The organism is Methylopila sp. Yamaguchi (assembly GCF_002897035.1).
Taxonomy (GTDB): domain Bacteria; phylum Pseudomonadota; class Alphaproteobacteria; order Rhizobiales; family Methylopilaceae; genus Methylopila.
In genome coordinates this window covers 204,147-219,358 of the sequence record NZ_BAUX01000003.1, presented here as the reverse complement: position 1 = coordinate 219,358, position 15,212 = coordinate 204,147, and the positions used below count along the sequence as shown (strand labels likewise).

The 15,212-nt window shown below is 68.0% G+C and carries 13 protein-coding genes; 4 read left to right on the top strand and 9 right to left on the bottom strand.

What is annotated here, in order from left to right; all coding sequences use genetic code 11:
- Positions 1-32: 32 nt before the first annotated feature.
- The 3 genes from METY_RS05310 to METY_RS05300 all read right to left on the bottom strand — a co-directional run bounded on the left by METY_RS05310 (position 33) and on the right by METY_RS05300 (position 2,832).
- Positions 33-878, bottom strand: coding sequence for a nitrilase family protein (locus METY_RS05310; RefSeq protein ID WP_103120335.1), 846 nt, complete (start codon positions 876-878; stop codon positions 33-35).
- Positions 879-1,051: 173 nt separating this feature from the next.
- Positions 1,052-1,678: an ANTAR domain-containing response regulator gene (locus METY_RS05305; protein ID WP_103120334.1), complete on the bottom strand. Its 627-nt coding sequence runs from the start codon at positions 1,676-1,678 to the stop codon at positions 1,052-1,054.
- A complete protein-coding gene (locus tag METY_RS05300) occupies positions 1,675-2,832 on the bottom strand; it encodes a transporter substrate-binding domain-containing protein (RefSeq protein WP_103120333.1) in 1,158 nt (385 codons plus the stop codon). Before METY_RS05300 ends, METY_RS05305 begins: the two co-directional genes overlap by 4 nt.
- A 349-nt stretch (positions 2,833-3,181) precedes the next feature.
- Here METY_RS05300 and METY_RS05295 point away from each other — a divergent pair, with 349 nt between their 5' ends.
- The 4 genes from METY_RS05295 (at position 3,182) to METY_RS05280 (ending at position 9,683) form a co-directional block, all read left to right on the top strand.
- Positions 3,182-8,227 carry a galactose oxidase-like domain-containing protein gene (locus tag METY_RS05295; RefSeq protein ID WP_103120332.1) on the top strand — a complete coding sequence of 1,682 codons (5,046 nt, stop codon included), beginning with the start codon at positions 3,182-3,184 and terminating at the stop codon, positions 8,225-8,227.
- On the top strand, positions 8,224-8,652 hold the full coding sequence (locus tag METY_RS05290) for a hypothetical protein (protein ID WP_103120331.1): 429 nt from the start codon (positions 8,224-8,226) through the stop codon (positions 8,650-8,652). Before METY_RS05295 ends, METY_RS05290 begins: the two co-directional genes overlap by 4 nt.
- Entirely contained in the window at positions 8,649-9,305 is a 657-nt protein-coding gene (locus METY_RS05285) for an SCO family protein (protein WP_103120330.1), read from the top strand. The genes METY_RS05290 and METY_RS05285 overlap by 4 nt, the downstream gene beginning before the upstream one ends.
- A gap of 111 nt (positions 9,306-9,416) precedes the next feature.
- Positions 9,417-9,683, top strand: coding sequence for a hypothetical protein (locus METY_RS05280; RefSeq protein ID WP_103120329.1), 267 nt, complete (start codon positions 9,417-9,419; stop codon positions 9,681-9,683).
- A 270-nt stretch (positions 9,684-9,953) separates the two neighbouring features.
- On the opposite strand, the gene METY_RS20785 is transcribed toward METY_RS05280, so the two are convergent.
- From METY_RS20785 to METY_RS05260, 6 genes are all read right to left on the bottom strand, one after another.
- Entirely contained in the window at positions 9,954-10,097 is a 144-nt protein-coding gene (locus tag METY_RS20785) for a ribosome modulation factor (RefSeq protein WP_146035659.1), read from the bottom strand.
- Between the two features lie 139 nt (positions 10,098-10,236).
- Positions 10,237-10,449 (bottom strand): hypothetical protein, encoded by a 213-nt coding sequence (locus tag METY_RS20780; RefSeq protein ID WP_146035658.1) that lies wholly within the window; start codon positions 10,447-10,449, stop codon positions 10,237-10,239.
- 87 nt (positions 10,450-10,536) lie between these two features.
- Positions 10,537-10,743 carry a hypothetical protein gene (locus METY_RS05275; RefSeq protein ID WP_103120328.1) on the bottom strand — a complete coding sequence of 69 codons (207 nt, stop codon included), beginning with the start codon at positions 10,741-10,743 and terminating at the stop codon, positions 10,537-10,539.
- An 11-nt stretch (positions 10,744-10,754) separates the two neighbouring features.
- Positions 10,755-11,933: a zinc-dependent alcohol dehydrogenase gene (locus METY_RS05270; RefSeq protein ID WP_103120327.1), complete on the bottom strand. Its 1,179-nt coding sequence runs from the start codon at positions 11,931-11,933 to the stop codon at positions 10,755-10,757.
- 221 nt (positions 11,934-12,154) lie between these two features.
- A complete protein-coding gene (locus tag METY_RS05265; RefSeq protein WP_103120326.1) occupies positions 12,155-12,469 on the bottom strand; it encodes a DUF2218 domain-containing protein in 315 nt (104 codons plus the stop codon).
- 227 nt (positions 12,470-12,696) lie between these two features.
- Positions 12,697-15,141 carry a TonB-dependent receptor gene (locus METY_RS05260; protein ID WP_244593525.1) on the bottom strand — a complete coding sequence of 815 codons (2,445 nt, stop codon included), beginning with the start codon at positions 15,139-15,141 and terminating at the stop codon, positions 12,697-12,699.
- Between the last annotated feature and the right edge of the window lie 71 nt (positions 15,142-15,212).

Sequence of the window (15,212 nt, the reverse complement as noted above, 5' to 3'; positions counted from 1 at the left end):
CGGAGACAGGGTGAGACGGCGAGGCCGGGGCTTCAGCCGTAGACGTCGCTGCGCCTGTCGCGCAGGACGGAATTGAACTCGTTGAGGTCCTTCGCGGAGGCCTCGTTTAGGTCGATGATCGCGGTGAGCGTCTCGGGCTGGTCGCGGCTCGCCGGTCCGGCGATCGTCCAGCCCTTCGGCCCGATGATCAGGCTCTGGCCTTCGAAGGGTTGGCCCCGCTCGACGCCGACGCGGTCGGCGCAGGCGATGAAGATCCCGTTGGAATGCGCCGCCGCGCGGTGCAGCGTGTTGGCCATCGCCGCCTCGCCCTCGGGCTGGTTCGGCATCGGCACCCAGTTCGTGGGGATGCAGACGATCTCGGCGCCGGCTAGCGCGAGCTGGCGGAACGTCTCAGGGAACCAGCCGTCGTAGCAGATGGCGACGCCGATGGTCCCGATCGCGGTCTCGAAAACGGGAAAGCCGAGATCGCCCTTCCGGAAGAACAGGTTCTCCCGGTACCAGAGATGCGACTTTCGGTAGACGCCGACGAAGCCCTCCGGGCCGAGGATCATCGCCGAGTTGTAGAGCGCGTCGCCGTCACGTTCGGCGAAGCCGGCGACGAGATAGACGCCGAGCTCCTTGGCGAGCGCGCCCCAGGCGAGCGCCGTCGGTCCGTCCTTGGCGGGCTCGGAGAGCGCCGTCGCCTCCTCCATGCTTTCGAAGACGTAGCCGCTGTTGGCGAGCTCCGGCAGCACGATAAGCCGGCTTCCCGACGCCGCCGCCGCGCGGATGAGCTCGGACGCCCGCGCGACGTTGTCGGCCACGGCGCCCATCTTCGGCTCGAACTGAACGCACGACACCTGCAACGGCGGACGCACGGGGTCATTCGCCTGGATCATGTAAGCTCCAAAACGCAAAAATCCCCTGGACGCGGAAGTCATCCGCAGACCAGAGGCTCCATAGCCGAGATGTGATGCAGCAATCCTGCTGCGGGGCAATCCTGCCCGAGGCCGTTACGATAGACGTGACGGCGCGCTGATCAAGGCGATAAATGCAGCAGAACCTGCCGTGATCATGACCTTTCGGCCAACGAGATGTGCAGCCCTAGGCCGCTCATCGCCTCGTGCGCGGCCACCACGCTCTCGGCCACGCTCGCCAGCGGCACCCGGGCGGCGGTGGCGCGGTCGCGCAGCAGCTTGTAGGCCGCGTCCTCGTCGATCCGGTTGAGGTCGGTCAGGAGGCGCACCGCCTTCTCGACCATCCGGCGGCCCTTCATCGTCTCTTCGAGCTTGACGATCTTGGCCGTCAGCCGACCCTCGTAGCCCCGCCGGTAGCGGGCCAGCGCGAACTGGGTCAGCACGCCCCGCGGCCTGAGCGGCTTGCTCAGCACCCCGTGGGCGTTGAAGTCGACGATCGCCTTCAGCGAGGTCGGGCTCTCATAGGCGACGATCGCGATCACCGCGGGCTCCGTCTCCTCGATCGAAGGCAACAGATGTCCGACCTCGGCGTCGTCGAGTTGGACGAACAAGGTGTCGATGTCGGGCGGCAGAGCCGCGGGCGGCGGCCAGGCGATCGCGACCTCGCAGCCCAGACGACGCAGCTGATCGACCAGCGAGGCGCCCTCCTCGTCGCGCGGATGCACCACCAGCGCCCGGGCGCGGCGAAGATCCTCGAGGATCCTGCGGGCCGGACCGCTCACGAGGCGAGTCCTTCCTCGAGCCAGTTCGACTCGAACCGCGACGCCGCGAGGTACGGGTCCGGACGCACGGGACGTCTCGAGCGCCAGACGACGTCGAACTGTCCGTCCTCGCGGGCGACGCCGATGCCGGGCGTCAGCCAGATGTGGCGGGTTTCGCCGTCGAAGGCGAGTTCGCCCTCGGGCGCCGCGAAGCTCTGGCGCAGGGCGGCGGCGCTGAGGCGCTCCGCGTCGAGCGTGCCGGCCTCGGCGAGCGCCTTGGCGAAGAGGTGCACCTGCGCGTAGGCCGTCTCCGACCACATGCTCGTCGGCCGGGCCTCGCCGAAGCGCGCCTTGAAGGCCTGGACGAACCGCCGGTTCTCGTGGCTGTCGAGCTGCTCGAAATAATGCGCGGCCAGCACGTGGCCGGAGCAGCGCTCCGCGCCGATCGCCTGGATTTGGCCCTCGGACATGGTGAGGCTCGCGATCGGCCGGCGCGTGCGGTCGACCCCGGCGTCGGCGTAGGCGCGGTAAAGCCGCTCGGCGCCGCGTCCCACCACGGTCGAAAACACCGCGTCAGGCGCGGCGCGCAGGATCTGCGCCAGCATCGCCTTGTGGGCGTCCTCGTCGGCGTCCAGCGGCGCATAGAGCTCGCCGACGATCGTCCCGCCCTTGGCCTCGATGAGATCGCGCATCACCCGGTTGGACTCTCGCGGGTAGATGTAGTCCGAACCGACGATGAAGATCCGCGGCCCGTACTCCTGCAGCAGGAAGTCCGCCAGGGCGAACACGTTCTGGTTCAGCGTGGCGCCGGTGTAGATGACGTTCTCCGAGTATTCGAACCCTTCGTAGATCGACGGGTACCAGAGGAGGCCGTTGTGGCGCTCGATGGTCGACAGCACCGACTTGCGGCTTGCCGACAGCGAACAGCCGAAGATCACCTCGACGCCATCGTCGGCCAACAGCCGACGCGCAAGAGCGCGATAGGCCTCGTTGTCGGCGGCGGGATCGTAGCAGATCGGCTCGATCTGCCGGCCCAGCACGCCGCCCGCGGTGTTGATCTCCTCGATGGCGAGCGCCGTCCCGAGGAAGTGCTCCGTCTCGGTGACGCCGCTCACGCCGCTGCGCGAGAACAGCACGCCCACCCGCCACGTCGCCGCGTCGTCCTCCCTCGCCATCCCTGCCGTCTCATCCCTGTTCGCCGTGGGCAACATGCCGAAAGCCGCCCGCATCGGCAGCCTCCGTCCGCTCTCGGTCAATCCCCCGCGACCTTTGACCGCCGATTCATCGTCCAACGCCATAGTGTCCGGAGCGAGGGCGCCCGTCATCGGGGCATGCGATCAATGACGTGTCCGAGCAAAGCCGGAGCCTGAACATACTTCCAAAGCCGAAGCGCCTGCCTCGACGCAGAAATTAACGATCGATCAGCGAAGCTTTTGACTCTTTTTTCTAAACATTGAATCAGTTGAGCGTGAGGAACGGTGATCGGCGGGGGCCGGTCATCGGCCCATCACCTCGGGGGATGGCATGAAACTCAGCATCGCGGCCGCCGCCGTCGCGGCGTTGATGGCGTGCGCCGTCTCCCCGGCGGGCGCGACGGGCGAGGCCGCGTCCGGCAAGTGGTCCGGCGTCGTGACGCTGCCGCTGATCCCGTCCTCGGGCGCGGTGCTGCCGGACGGCAAGACCCTTCTGTGGTCCGCGGACGACGAGTTCACCTTCGGCACGCTTGGCCAAGTGAAGGCGCTGCTCTTTGACCCGGCGACATCGAGCTACGTGCGGCAGGACGCCAACGTCGGCCACAATATGTTCTGCACCGGCACCACCATGCTCGCAGACGGCCGCGTCCTCGCCAACGGCGGATCGAACGCCGCGGTCACGAGCATCTACGATCCAAAAACAAAGAGCTACGCGCGCGCGCAGGACATGAACATCCCGCGCGGCTACAGCGGCAACACCATACTGGCCGACGGCTCGGTGCTGACGCTCGGCGGCTCGTGGTCCGGCGAGTGGGCGGACCGCAAGGACGGCGAGATCTGGACTCCGGACGCGGGCTGGCGCGTGCTCCCCGGCGTCACCACCAACGGCATGACCACGCCCGACGCTACCTCCGGCTACGCCTACGACAGCCATTACTGGCTGATCCCGGCGGGGAACGGCAAGGTGCTGTTCGCAGGCCCCTCCCCGGCCATGAAGTGGATCGACCCCACAGGCGGAGGGGCGGTGAGCGACGCCGGGCTGCGCGGCGACGACGCCTTCGCGATCAACGGCACGGCCTCGATGTACGACACGGGCAAGGTGCTGAAGACCGGCGGCTCGATCTCGTACAACGGCAACCCGGCGCGCGCCGGCGCCTATGTCATCGACGTCTCGAGTGGCGACGCGGCGGTGACCAAGGTCGCGCCGATGGCCTACGCCCGCACCTACCACAACGCGGTCGTGCTGCCCGACGGCGACGTGATGGTGATCGGCGGCCAGACCTACGGCCAGAGCTTCTCGGACTCGAACGCCGTGCTGGCGGCGGAGATCTGGAGCCCGAAGACCAACGCCTTCCGCACGGTCGCCGCCGCGGCGCGGCCGCGCAATTACCACAGCATCGCGCTGCTGTTGCCGGACGGGCGCGTGCTGTCCGGCGGCGGCGGTCTGTGCGGCTGCTCCGCCGACCATCCCGACGTCCAGATTTATTCTCCGGGCTATCTCTTCGACGCGAACGGGGCTCCGGCGTCGCGACCGCGGATCCTGTCGGCGCCGGACGAGCTCGCTTTCGGCGCGGAGGCGGCCGTCGTCACCGACCGCGAGGTCGTGGCCTTTTCGCTGGTGCGCATGTCGGCGACCACCCATTCGGTCAACAGCGACCAGCGGCGGTTGTCGCTCGCCGTCCGCAAGACGGGCGCCAACGCCTACGCGGTCAGCGCGCCTTCGAACCCAGGCTACCTGCTGCCAGGAAACTGGATGTTGTTCGGCCTCGACGCAGCCGGCACGCCGTCGGTCGCGAAGATCGTCCATGTCAGCCCCAACAGGGTGGCGTCGATGGTCAGTCCGGGGACGATCGTCGCGAGCGCGGGCGCGGGACTTCTGGTGCAGCCCAACGTCGTCCCGCTGTCGACCGACACGATCTTCAGCGCCGTCGGCCTCCCTAGCGGGATGACCGTCGACCGCAAGACCGGCGCCATTTCCGGCGCGCCGTCAGCCGCCGGCGCATTCCAGGCGACGCTGGTCGCGACCGCCGGGGGCCAGACGGTCTCGACCGACTTCAAGGTCTCGGTGGACGACGCGCTGCCCGCCGGCGACGGCCTGGTCGGCGAGTACTACGCCTCCACGGACCTGACTGGTCCGATCGCGATGCTCCGGCGCGAGGCGCCTTATTTCTCGTTTCCGGAGTCGGGGCCCGGCGGAAACGTGCCCGGCGCGTTCTCGGCGCGCTGGAGCGGCGAGATCACCGCGCAGCGCAGCGGGGTCACGCGGTTCCGGATCGAGTCCGACGACGGAGTTCGGTTGTGGATCGGCGGCGCGCAGATCGCCGACGACTGGATCGCCCACGCGCCCACCGTGAAGGAGGGGCAGATCGAACTCACGGCCGGCGAGAAGGTCCCGGTCTTCATGGAGTACTACAACAGCCTGTTTGGGGGCACGCTGCGCCTGAGCTGGCTCAGGCCGGGCGACGTCGACTTCGTCAACATCCCCGTCACGCAGCTCAGCGGGCCCGCCGCCCAACTGTCGACGGCGAATCTCGCGCGCGGCAAGACCGCGAGCCAGTCGAGCGTCGCGAACGGAGGCGCGGCGGCGCGCGCCGTCGACGGCGACGTCAACGGCGACTGGGCGGCCGGCTCCGTGACGCACACGGCGGCGCAGGACAATCCGTGGTGGCAGGTCGATCTCGGCGGCCACGCGGCGCTTGATTACGTCCGCCTCTGGAAGCGAAGCGACTGCTGCGAGGACCGGACCAAGAATGTCTATGTCTTCCTGTCGGCTTCGGACCCTTCCGGCCGCAGCTACGCCGAGCTGATGGCGGACCCCGCCGTCATCAAACGCTACGTCGGCCCGGACGTGACGATTCCTCGGTTCATCGACGTGCCGCTCGGCGGCGTCGGCAGGTACCTGCGCGTGCAGGCTGCGGGCGCGGCGACGCTTCAGCTCGCGGAGGTTCAGGCCTTCGGCGTGTTCGCCAACAAACCGCCGGTGCTGACGCCGCTCTCCGCGCAATCGTCGCCGGCGGGCGCGGCCGTCTCGCTCGTCGTCCGGGCGACCGATCCGGACCGGGACTCCATCGCCTTCAGCGCGACTGGCCTCCCCGACGGCCTGACGATCAACGCCACCGGGCGGATCTCGGGAACGCCGACCACGCCCGGGTCCTACGTCAGTTCCGTGACCGCCGCCGACGCCTTGGCGGCGACGACGGCGAGCTTTTCCTGGATCATCACGGACGCCTTGCCCTCCGTGCGTTCGCTCGTCGTCAAACCGGCGGTCGTCGGCAAGACGGTGACCTACTCCCCAAGCATCCTGAACGGCGACGGGGTGAGCTACCGCTGGAGCTTCGGCGACGGCGGGGCCGGCACCGGCTTCTCGGCCAGCCCGGTGACGACGCATGCGTTCAAGACCGCCGGCAGCTTCGACGTCACCTTGACCATGCAGACGGCGAACGGCCGGCAGACGACCTACAGCTTCGACCAGGCGGTTTATGTGAAGTCGGGCGCCGACGCGCGGGGCGCGACGAGCGGCGCCGCCGGCTACGAAGCGCGCGCTGGAATGTCGCCGCGGCTCTGGATCGCAAACCCCGACAACGACAGCGTCGCCGTCCTCGACCTCGGAACCAACACGCGGGTAGCGGAGATCAAGGTCGGCGCCTCCCCCCAGAGCCTTGCGATCGCGCCGAACGGCAAAGTGTGGGTGGTCAACCGTGACAGCGCGACGGTCAGCATCATCGACCCAATGTCGCTCGGGGTCGTCAAGACCATCGCGCTTCCGACGGCCTCTCGACCCTTCGGCATCGTGTTCGCGAATGGGAACGGCAGCGCTATCGTCACGCTCGAGGGGCTCGGCCAGGCGGCGATGATCTACCCCGACGGGGTCTATGGCGGCGCGGCGCCAGTCGGCCCGTCGCCGCGCTTCGTCACGACCAATCAGGCGCAAGACCGCGTCTACGTCTCCCGCTTCGTGACCGCCCCGCAGCCGGGCGAAGGCACGGCCGTGGTGAAGAGCGTGGACGCCGCCGGCGACCCGACCGGCGGCGAGGTCCGCGTCGTGAAGCTGGACGGGACCGTCGAGAAGAGGATCGTGCTGCGCCACTCAACGGCGCCGGACAGCGAGGCCGGCGGGCGCGGCGTGCCGAACTACGTGGGGGCTCTCGCCCTTTCGCCCGACGGGAAGACCGCCTGGGCGCCCTCCAAGCAGGACAACATCGCGCGGGGAACGCTGCGCGACGGCCAGAATCTGACTTTCCAGAACACGGTGCGCGCGGTCGTCTCCAAGATCGACCTCGCCACCGGCCAGGAGGACCCGAGCGCCCGGATCGACCTCGACAACTCCGGCGTGGCCAGCGCCGCCGTGATGCATCCCACCGGCGCCTATCTCTTCGTCGCGCTGCAGACCACGCGCCAAGTCGCGGTGGTGGACCCGGTCGGCGGGCGCGAGCTGTTCCGTTTCAGCGTGGGCCGAGCGCCGTCGTCGCTCACGCTGTCCCCGGACGGCGACACGCTCTACGTCGGCAACTTCATGGACCGCACGGTGTCCGTCGTGTCCCTCACGTACATCCTGCGCTACGGGCAGATGAAGGAACGCATCCTCGCGACGATCCCGACGGTCGAGCAGGACAAGCTGTCGCCCACGGTGCTGAAGGGAAAGCAGTTCTTTTACGACGCCGCCGATCCTCGGCTGGCGCGGGACGGCTATCTCAGCTGCGCCGCCTGCCACGACCGGGGCGAGGACGACGGCCGCACCTGGGACTTCACCGGCTTCGGCGAAGGCCTGCGCAACACCATTTCGCTCCTGGGGCGAGCCGGGACCGGACAGGGCTTCATGCACTGGAGCGCGAACTTCAACGAGGTGCAGGACTTCGAAGGCCAGATTCGCAGCTTCGCCGGCGGACGTGGCCTGATGTCGGACGCCGCCTTCGCGGTCGGCACTCGGTCCGATCCGTTGGGCACCAGCAAAGCGCGGGCGAGCGTGGATCTCGACGCGCTCGCGGCGTACGTGCAGTCGCTGACCGCGTTCCCAGCGAGCCCCTACGCGCGGGCCGACGGGACGTTGACCCCCGCCGGGGCGGCCGGCAAGGCGGCGTTCGACCGCCTGCGCTGCGCGTCCTGCCACGCCGGCGACGCCATGACGATCAGCGGCAACGAGCGCCGCGTGAAGGACGTCGGCACGATCAAGCCCTCGTCTGGAAGCCGCCTTGGCGGCCCGCTGCCCGGCATCGACGTGCCGACCCTGCGCGGCGTCTGGGCCACGGCACCGTATCTCCACGACGGCTCCGCCGCGACGCTGTCGGACGCGGTGAGGGCCCACGCGAACGTGCGCGCCTCCGCCGCGGACCTGAACGCCCTCGCCGACTACCTCAAGCAGATCGGCCCGACGCCGTGAGGCTGCGCCGGCGAGGCGTCGCACTGGTCGCGGCGCTGGCGATCGGAGCGGCTGGAGCCGCCTCGGGGGCGGCGTGTGTTCCAAGCGTTCGCGGCTACGCGCTCTACCACGGCTACCTGCAGCTGCAGGCCTCGGTCGCGGCGACCGAGGTGCCCTTGCCAACCTCCGCCTCGCGCTGCGTGAACTGCCACGACGCCCAGCCGTCCGGGGCGCCACGGCGGGTCGTCCCCCTCGACCGGACGAGCCTCGTCCAACCCGTCGCCCGGCGCGGCGGCCCTCCCTCGACTTACGACGCCGCCTCGTTCTGCGCGGCGGCGCGCGAGGGTCTCGACCCTTCGTTCGTCATCCTCGACCGGACGATGCCGCGCTTCGCCATCTCCGACGACGACTGCCGGGCGCTGTGGCGCTACGTGAGCGCGCGATGAGCGTCCGGCGCGCGGCGATCGCGGGGGCGTTGGTCGGCTGCGGGCTCGCCGCCGCAGGCCTCGGCGCCGGCTTCCTTCTGTCGGCCGGGCGAGCCGCGCCGCCGACGCTGCCGCCCGTCGCCGCGCCGCCGCCGGAGTCGCATCTGCCGTTCGGTCCGATCCGCCCCCCGCGCGCCCTGCCCTCGGTCGTTCTGCGTGTCGACGACGGCGCCGCGACCACGCTCGCCGCCCTGACGCAGGGGCGCTACACGCTGGCGCAGCTGATGTTCACCGGCTGCTCGGTGACCTGCCCGATCCAGGGCGCGATCTTCAAGGCGACCCAGGCTGAGCTCACGGCGGAGGGCGCGGAGGCGCAGCTGCTGTCGATCAGCGTGGACGTCGTGGGCGACGCGCCGGACGCACTGGCCCGATGGCTGCGCGGCTTCGAGGCCCGGACGGGCTGGCGCGCCGCGGTACCTTCCCCCGAGGGGCTGGGCCCCTTGATCGACGCGCTCAATGGCCGGGGGTCCGGCCCGGACGTGCACGACGCCCGCGTCTATCTCATCGCCCCCTCCGGCAAGCTGATCTTCGTCACCGAGGATATGCCGAGCCCGCGCTACCTTGCGAAGCTGGTCCGCGACGCCGCCGCCTTCGAGGCGCGCAGGCCCGGCTGAACAGAGCGCGCGAGCGCCGTCTCTTCAGGGACTCCCGCGCAGCCTGGCGCTTGCCGCGCGGGCGATCGCTGGTTACCTCTCGCTGCGTTCGATTTCGAGAGGAACCGCAAAGTGGCGCTGAAGGACTGGAAACGGCATCCGGGCGGCGGCCTCGCCATCAATCCCATCGTTGGCTACGAGACCGCCGCGATGACCGACGGGATGGCGGGCATGCTGCGGATCGAGTTCGCCCTGGATCCGACCATGCGCAAAAGCGAGGCCGTCCAGCTCGTCGCCACCCCCAAACAGTTGGAAGACCTGATCCTGGCGCTGCGGGATCTCGCGGACAACCTCGCGGTCAACGCCGGGGCCGATAAGCCGTCGGGCCCGTTAAGCTGACGGAAGCTGCCGAAGAACAGACCGCGACGGTCCAGATTCGTTCCGCGTGATCGGACAGGGAACGTCCTCGCCGGGCGGAAACCTACCCGAAGGTTAAGTCGGCCAAGCTGTTCGGCGAAGGTCGGGGTGTGCGCGACCCTCAGACCGGCCGAAATCCGCCGCCGTCGCCTCGTTGCGCGGTGCTCCAGCTTGCGGTCCGAGAGCGTCCTCCAGACGCGAAAAAGCCGCTCGGCGGAGATCGCCGAACGGCTTTTGACGGGGGGACGGACGTCAGGCCGGAGCGCGTGAGCTTTGACGAGCCTCGACCCAACCCTTCAGCCAGGCGTCCCGCCGACTCGAATCCTTGTAGGGGCAACGCCGCATCTCGACGCCGGCGACGAAGGCCTCGCGGCCCTCCTGAATGACCTGATCCAAAAGCAAACTCCTTGTGCAAGTTCGCCATCATATAGGAACGCGCGGCCATCCGCGACGCGCCCCTGCGCAAATCTAGGGCATTCCATTCGCCCGCGGCCGTCGGGACGGCGGCGTCCAGCGGGAGAGAAGCTCTTTCCTCTCAGCCAGACTTGTCGGCGGCCGCGTTCGCGATCTTCGCAACCTTGCGATCGAGGCGCCTCGCTTTCTTGATAGCCTCCTTGTCGGCAAGCTTCTGCGCCTCTGCCGCGGCCTCCGGATCCGCCGGGGTCTTCTTGGCCTGAGCCTTCGCGAGCTGGCGTTCGGCGCGCTTCTTCGCTTGAGCTTCGCTCGGCTTCTTGATGTCTTCAGCCACCCTGGAGCTCCTCGTTATGTCGCTGCGGCAGCCGGCATCAGTCGCAGCGAGGGTCAAGCGGCGGCGCGATTCAGGCCGGATGGCGCGTCAGGTCGAGCTGTCCTTCGGCTGGTCTCGATGATCCGTCACCGGCCGCCGCGGCGCGGAGTGATCGTCCGGCTTGCGCGTCGCGTCTCGGTCCCCGCCCGGCTTGGCGCTGTGCACGCCGTTGTTCCGGCTGTCGCCTTGCGAAGGCGCCATGGCGCCCTTCGCGTCGTTCTTGACGGTCGATTTCGATGATGGGGTTTCGGCCATGGCCTGCTCCTTCACCCGTGCGGCTTGAAAACGACTTTGGTGCACCCGTCGGTCTTGTCCCTGAAACTCTCGTACAGCGCAGGGCCGTCCTCGAGCGAACTCGAGCGGTGACTGATGATGAACGACGGATCGATTTCGCCGCGCTCGATCCGCTCGAGCAGCGGCTGCATGTAGCGCAGCATGTGGGTCTGGCCGGTCCTCAGCGTCAGCCCCTTGTTCATGAAGGCGCCGAGCGCGACCGGACCGACCTGGCCGGCGTAGACGCCCGGCATCGAGACCACCCCGCCGGGGCGACAGGCGAGGATCGCCTGATTGAGCGCGAACGGCCGGTCCATGCTGATCGTCGACGACATCACCAACGACGACACCTTCTGCGCGAGCGTGTCCGCGCCATGGCCCTCCATGCCGACCGCCTCGATCACGGCGTCCGGACCCTGGCCGGCGGTCAGGGCCATGATCTCCTCCTGGACGTTCTGGTCGCCGAAATCGATGGTCTCGGCGCCGGCCTGCCGCGCAAGCGCAAGCCGCTCGGGCACCGCGTCCACCGCGATCACGCGCTCCGCGCCCAGCAGGAAGCAGCACTTTACGGCGAGCACGCCGATCGGGCCGCAGCCCCAGACGGCGACGGTCTCGCCGCCCTTGATCCCGCACTGCTCCGCCGCCTGATAGGCGGTGGGGAAGATGTCGGACAGGAACAGCACCTGTTCGTCGCTCAGCCCGTCCGGAACGACCAGCGGTCCAACGTCGGCGTAGGGCACCCGTAGATACTCCGCCTGTCCGCCGGCGAAGCCGCCGGTGAGGTGCGAGTAGCCGAACAGGCCCGCGAGCGGATAGCCGAACTGCTCGGCCTGCATCTTGCCGTTGGGGTTGGTCCGCTCGCAGCAGCTCCAGTTTCCCCATTTGCACTGCCGGCACTCGCCGCAGCAGATCGTGAAGGGAACGACCACCCGGTCGCCCACCTTGAGCCGGGTCGCCGCCCGGCCCACCTCCATCACCTCGCCCATCGTCTCGTGACCAAGGACGTCGCCGCTCTGCATGGTGGGGACGTAGCCGCCCATGAGATGGAGGTCGGACCCGCAGATGGCGCAGGCGGTCACCTTGATGATGACGTCGCGGTCGTCCTGGATCTCAGGATCCGGTACGGAGTCACAGCGGATGTCGCCCTTGCCGTGCCAGGTCAGCGCTTTCATCAATCTCTCCCTTTGGAAGGGGAAGACCGCGTCGCGCCCGTTGGTTCCTCTCAATTCGAGCCAAGGCCCAGAGCGTCCTCCGATCGCCGCAGGAACCCAGGGCTGACGTTATAGGCGTATAACCGCGCGTCCTTTCAGAGGTTCGTATCCAGGCGCGCAGACCCGCAGGCGTCGGCAATGGCGTCCAACGCAGATGCGTGCCCGGCTCCGAATGGCGGAGGCTAGATCGACCGCGCCTCGGCCCCGTGATCGCGCCATTCAAACAGAAGTGGCGCCTCCCGGAAGGCGAAGCGATCGAGATGGCGCACCACCGTGTCCTTCGCCTCTCCCATGGCGCCGGGCGTCGCCGCACGGATCGCCACGTCCAGCGCCTCCGGCGTCGCGGCGAGCGTCACGACGGCGTCGTTCAGCAACGTTACGCGGGCCTCTCCGCCGTCGCGGACGATCGCGAGCCTGTGGCCCCAGTGCTTGCAGAGCTGCTCCAGATAGCGCGCGCCGTTCACGGTCGGCACGCGCGCGGCTTCAAGCGCAGACATTGCTAAAGCCTGATCCGAACCGCATGGACCGTCGTTGCCGGGCTTGACCCGGCAATCCATCTCCTTCGCGTGGAAGGATGGATGCCCGGCTCAAGGCCGGGCATGATGCCAAGGTCCGATGCGAACGGATCATGCTCTGCGCCTCCTTGTCTTCTCGTCCGCCCGGTTCGGCCCAGAACGACGACGCGCGCGTGAACGCGGTCGTCTTTCATCGCTCTCGGCGACGCTCAGAACTTGACCTGAGCCGTCATCAGAAACGAGCGGCCGGGCTCGTAAAGCGGAGTGACGTTGCCGAACTCGTCCCCATAGGTGGCGCGGCTCGAATAGGCTTCGTCGAAGATGTTCTTCACGTCGAGCCGGAACGTCGTCTCGTACTTGAGCTTCGGCTTGTACTCGATAAAGGCGTTGACGATCTCGTAGGCCGGATATGCGGGATACTTGTCGCCACGCGGGTTCTCAAGCGTCGCAGAAAACGGATCATACCCGGTGCGCTTGTACTTCGGAGCGATCTCGATATCGCCTCCAACGGTCACGTTCCAAGCCGCGAAGGTGTGCGCAGCGGAAATCGTGATGACGTCGCCGACGGGCGTCGCGATGTAGTTACCTGTGTCCGAGTCGCCCGGCCGGCCGTTGATGTCGACATCGATGTGCGCGTACTTCACGCGCACGAAGCCCGTCTCCCATTCGTAGCCGGCGCCAATTTCAAAGCCCTTCGTATCGAGATCGGGAGCCCAGGAGGCGCCCGGAACGGGCAGGTAAAAATTCACGAACCGGCCATCGAAGTCATAAGTGTTTGAGAATTTGGCGTTCCGGGCATTCTCAATCTGAGTCTTAAATATCGATCCCTCGATTGCGAAACCACTATGACGAATGACAAGACCAGCCGAATAATTATCAGCTGTAGTCGCATTCAGATCCTTGCCTGTTTCGCCGGAATAATCCCAGTTTCGGTTCATGATGAAATTCTCGGCCAGCGGAACGCCGGCCCAGACGTGCGAGTAGCCGGCTTTGGCCGTCAGGAGGTCAGGCACAAGATCGTACTCCCCCGAGACGTTGCCACTGAGACCCGAGTGACTGATGTCCGAACCAGGGTCGTCGTTCGTTCCTTTGAACCGCTGATGGTCGGCGCGCCCGCCGAAGTTGAGGCGTGCCCTCTCGATTGGCTCCAGGCGCGCCTGAGCGTAGAGGCCGATGTTCGTCATCCGCTCCCTGGCGTCGAGATAACCAGCGGCCAAAACCGGATCGCTGAGCCCGCGCTCGTTGAGGCCATAGTCCACCTTCGCGACGTCGTGACGGAAGTCGACGCCGGCGGTGACGCTGCCGAGCGGGAGCGCGAAGCGGTTTTCGGCCCGGCCGTTCAAGCTGCTCGTTGAGCCGGTAGAATGACCGATTTCATCGAGAACGGAGAAATTCGGAATCTTGACCTTCGTTTCGCTGTAGGCGAGCACGACCTTCGGATCGAACCAGCCTTCCGGCGAAGTTGTGCTGTAATTGAGCACGGTATTCTGACGGTCGAGCTTATAATTGCGCGTTAGAGGATTGCCAGCTCCGGCAATGATATCGCCTGCGTTAGCGCGGAATGGCCGGCTAGTGTCGTCATGCACCCGCTCGTGACTGACCTCAAACCGGTGGCCCTCGCTGCTTTCATAGGCCAACTTCGCGAGGCCGCTGAGCAGATCAGTCGCCGTGCCGGGAATCTTCTCCCCGCGCAGATCAGGCCGCTCTGGCCGACCAGCTTGCGTTGGCAGTCGCGGACCGTTCTCGCCGGCGCGGTACCGCCCGCCGTCGGCCCAGTTGAAGTAGCCCAGCGCCTCGAAGCCGTTCTGTTTGCCGTAGACGGTGTAGGAATTGCCGAACACGGCGCCGTTCGAATTGAACGTGCCCTTGACGATGCCGCCATAGCCGTCGCGGTCGTGGCCGAGCAGGTCGGGGACGTCCTTGGTCTCATAGGCGATCGAGCCCGCCAGCGCGCCGAAGCCGGCGTCGGCCGGCGCCACGCCGGGATCGACGCGCGCCTGCTTCAGCAGGCCCGGATCGATGTAGGTCGTCGCGTTGTGATGGAAGACCTTGTTGTTCTGCGCCGAGCCGTCGATCGTGACCGCGAGGTTGGTCTCCTCGACGCCGCGGACATAGACCTTCTGCGACAGCGGGATGGAGCTGCCGACCTGCACACCCGGCTCGCCGCCGAACAGGTCGCGCACGTCCTGCGGGTTCTTGCGCTCGATGTCGGCCGAGGTCACCACGAAGGATCCTGGCGCGCCGCCGGGGGCGCCGGCGCCGCTCTCGCCCGTCACCTGCAGTTCGTCGAGCGCTTCCGCCTCGCCGGCGAGCTGAACCGGCATCGCGCCGCCGATGGGGTAGAGGGCTGCGGTGCGCGGGCCAGTGAACTGGTAGATCAGGCCGGACCCCGCCAGCATGGCCCTCAGGCCCTCTTCCGCGCCGAAGCGGCCGGAGACCGCGCGGGAGCGCCCGGCGATCCTGTCGCCGCCCGTCCGCACCAGTTGCACGCCGGTCGCGGCGGTATAGTCGGCGAGCGCCGCGAGCAGCGGTTTCGAAGGAATGTCGAGCGTGAACCTCCGGCCGTCGTCGGCCCGCGCCGTGCTCGTCAGGGACAGACCGACCGCCAGAGCGGACACGCCGCCGAAGCGGGCGACGTTGGTGATGACTGACATGACGAAGACGCCCCGCGCACGCAAACGCCGCGTCTCTTGCGCGGCCCCCATTGCGTGAACGGGCGACGACC

What these genes read in the sequence shown, in the direction of transcription:
- METY_RS05265 (WP_103120326.1), bottom strand. Translation starts at nt 12,469, where the DNA reads ATGTCTGCGCTTGAAGCCGCGCGCGTGCCGACCGTGAACGGCGCGCGC.
- METY_RS05285 (WP_103120330.1), top strand. Translation starts at nt 8,649, where the DNA reads ATGAGCGTCCGGCGCGCGGCGATCGCGGGGGCGTTGGTCGGCTGCGGG.
- METY_RS05295 (WP_103120332.1), top strand. Translation starts at nt 3,182, where the DNA reads ATGAAACTCAGCATCGCGGCCGCCGCCGTCGCGGCGTTGATGGCGTGC.
- METY_RS05310 (WP_103120335.1), bottom strand. Translation starts at nt 878, where the DNA reads ATGATCCAGGCGAATGACCCCGTGCGTCCGCCGTTGCAGGTGTCGTGC.
- METY_RS05300 (WP_103120333.1), bottom strand. Translation starts at nt 2,832, where the DNA reads ATGGCGAGGGAGGACGACGCGGCGACGTGGCGGGTGGGCGTGCTGTTC.
- METY_RS05260 (WP_244593525.1), bottom strand. Translation starts at nt 15,141, where the DNA reads ATGTCAGTCATCACCAACGTCGCCCGCTTCGGCGGCGTGTCCGCTCTG.
- METY_RS05270 (WP_103120327.1), bottom strand. Translation starts at nt 11,933, where the DNA reads ATGAAAGCGCTGACCTGGCACGGCAAGGGCGACATCCGCTGTGACTCC.
- METY_RS05275 (WP_103120328.1), bottom strand. Translation starts at nt 10,743, where the DNA reads ATGGCCGAAACCCCATCATCGAAATCGACCGTCAAGAACGACGCGAAG.